At 62.0% G+C, this 2,636-nt stretch carries 3 protein-coding genes; 1 reads left to right on the forward strand and 2 read right to left on the reverse strand.

Going from position 1 to position 2,636, the window contains the following annotated elements; translation table 11 throughout:
* Window positions 1-217: 217 nt before the first annotated feature.
* Window positions 218-610 (reverse strand): tyrosine-type recombinase/integrase, encoded by a 393-nt coding sequence (locus tag VFZ97_14430; GenBank protein HEX6394631.1) that lies wholly within the window; start codon window positions 608-610, stop codon window positions 218-220.
* 77 nt (window positions 611-687) lie between these two features.
* Window positions 688-1,335 (reverse strand): hypothetical protein, encoded by a 648-nt coding sequence (locus tag VFZ97_14435; protein HEX6394632.1) that lies wholly within the window; start codon window positions 1,333-1,335, stop codon window positions 688-690.
* A gap of 635 nt (window positions 1,336-1,970) precedes the next feature.
* Between VFZ97_14435 and VFZ97_14440 the strand changes: the two genes are divergently transcribed.
* Window positions 1,971-2,636 (forward strand): P-loop NTPase (locus tag VFZ97_14440; GenBank protein ID HEX6394633.1); only part of this gene is annotated, 666 nt, incomplete at its 3' end.

Below are 2,636 nucleotides of genomic sequence, written 5' to 3' on the forward strand. Positions count from 1 at the left end.
GAATGCCGACGTGACCGCGGCGACAGCAGCGGAGAACTGCGCGTCGGTCAGCGGCTGCTCGGCACTCGAGGACGCGGCGGGTGTATCTGCCGCGAATTCGGCCTCTGATCGGGCATCGGCGGACTCTGCCTTTGACCCCACAACGGGTATTGTACCTACCGGGATAGTAGAAACCCGTTGCAGTTCTGACCTGCACTTTCGCGAAGCCATCGAGTCGCTACCCCACGCGTTCCCCACGCGACTGCAAGAGCAACACCGAATCGACGGCCGTCCGGGTCTTGTCGTCATCCTCCGGCCAGAGGTGCGAATAGACGTCCAGGGTCATCTGAGCCGAGGTGTGACCGAGCCTCTCCTGAACGAGCTTGACCGAGCTTCCGGCCGCGATGAGCACCGAGGCGTAGAAGTGGCGCAACTGGTGGAACCCGTCGCCGAGGGGAATCCCGAGAAGGTCGGCCGTCTCGCGCCACATCGTCCCTCGCGCACGCCGACAAGCTGGCGGTTGACTGTTACCGTCCGCCGGATCCAGTCGACCCGGTCGTTGGTCAACCCGAAAGCTTTGGAGATTCGGACTCCCGTGGCAGCGCCGAGAACAATCAGCGATACCGGGCAGGAACCTTCTCGATCAGTTTCTCGACAGTCTCAGCCGGGAGGGGCGTTACCCGCGTGAACCAGCAGAATCAGAAGTGCTCACTCGGTCATGGGAGCAGCACGCAGAGGTCCTTCCAACACCTCGGGGGAGATTCTCAAGTCGAGCCATCGGTCAAGCAGTTCCGCGACGACGGCCGGCGCAAAGACGTCCGGTTGTTGATCCAGCAGCCTAAGAGCGAGGTTCGAAAAGAACTCCCTATCTGTTCCCCAACCCTGTGTCGGAACGACGGTATCGATCCCGCAGATCACCACACCATCCTCCGCGTACTGCAGCGGAGAGATCCCGGGCGTTTTTGCGTACGACAGCGTACGATGCTGCACAGTTGAGAGAGCCGTCAAAACGGCCTGGTCCGCGCCTCGAGTCGTCGAAGCTTCGACGCCCACCGTCCAGCCATTGCTTGTTGTGACTCTTACGTAACCCTGGATCGGCTTAGGGTTTACTGCTCGAACATCATCCGGGGTCCGCCCGATCCATTTCAACATCTCAATACTTTGCGGGGACAACTGGACTTCCGAATCCGGTCGGCCCGCTGGGATGTTGGCCGCCTGAAGCCACGTCAACGGTTCCTCTAGAAAAGAGCCGGCGTTAAACGCGCGTCGAAGATCATCCTCCCTGGACCCGGAGACAAGTGTCAACGTGACTCCAACGTGATCGTGGGCCCAATCATCGAACCATTCAAACAGCACTGACATCACTCTAAGTCGACCGCACGCCCCAGCGCTTGGTAGCCTTGCGTCAACTTTGGACCCTTGCGGGAAGCGATCCAGCAATGGCTATTTTCGCTAACAAGAAGGTCACCGTTTCCACCTCACAATAAGGGGCTTCGGGTGACCCCGAAGGCGAGCAGCGGGGGCACCAAGCAGGACTACCGCATGGAGCGCTAGGCGTACCAAGGGCGGCAACAAGCGGTAACTCGCGGTACATCACCTACGAGATATGCAGCGGGGCGCGCTCGGTAGTCTTGCCCGCTGTGTTGATCGGGGCGGAAGCGGCTGGCCGCAATTGGCCGGAGATCGTCAGGGAAATAGCAACTGTCATTCTCGCTGTGGGCGTAGTTATCGCCCTCGTCGGCGTGCGGGGACACCGACGCTCAGATCCCTGCGCTAGACCACGAAGTTACGCCACAGTTTCCCCACAAGACCGCGGACACTGGTGTCAAACGCCAGAAACCAACCATCGGTAAAAAGTCCTGGTCAAACGGCAATTCCCTGAATCGCCGCAGGCCAGAAACTTGGGCGTTGCGGTATTGTACCTAGCGTCATAGTGCAAATCTGGCGGCCAGCTCCCCCGGCCCTGGATGGGCACCAACAAGGAGACGACTTTGGCGCTCAGTGAGCAGCACGTCCTCGAGGCCCTTCGCAAGGTCAACGACCCCGAGCTCGGGGTCAGCATCGTGGAGCTCGACATGGTCAGGACGATCGAGGTCCGCCGTGGGAGGGTGGGGGTAACGGTCGCGCTCACGGTGCCGGGTTGTCCGCTTCGGGAAGAGATCACTCGACGCGTGACCGAGGCGATCGAACACCTCAAGGGGGTGCGCGAGGTCCGTGTCGAGCTCACCGTGATGACGCCCGCCGAGCTCGAGGCGGTACGGGCGAAGGTCTCGGGGCGCGCTGCCGATCCCGACGCGTGGACGTCAAGCGGGAGTTCTGGATCGGGTGCTCATGCGGGGCACTCCCACGCGGGGCAAACTCAGGCTCGGCCAACCGGCCGCTTGGGGCACGAAGAGGGGCGCCCGAATCCGTTTGGTCCTCACAGCCGGACCCGCGTAATCGGGGTGAGCTCCGGTAAGGGCGGAGTCGGCAAGTCGTCTGTCACCGTCAACCTCGCGGTCGCGCTCGCACGTGGCGGCCACGACGTCGCGGTGCTCGACGCGGACGTCTACGGGTTCTCCGTTCCCGGAATGCTCGGAATCGACGCGGCTCCCACCGTCAAGGATCAGAAGATGGAACCCCCTTCCGCGTACGGGGTTCGTTGCATGTCGATGGGC

Source organism: Acidimicrobiales bacterium, from assembly GCA_036378675.1.
Lineage (GTDB): Bacteria > Actinomycetota > Acidimicrobiia > Acidimicrobiales > Palsa-688 > DASUWA01.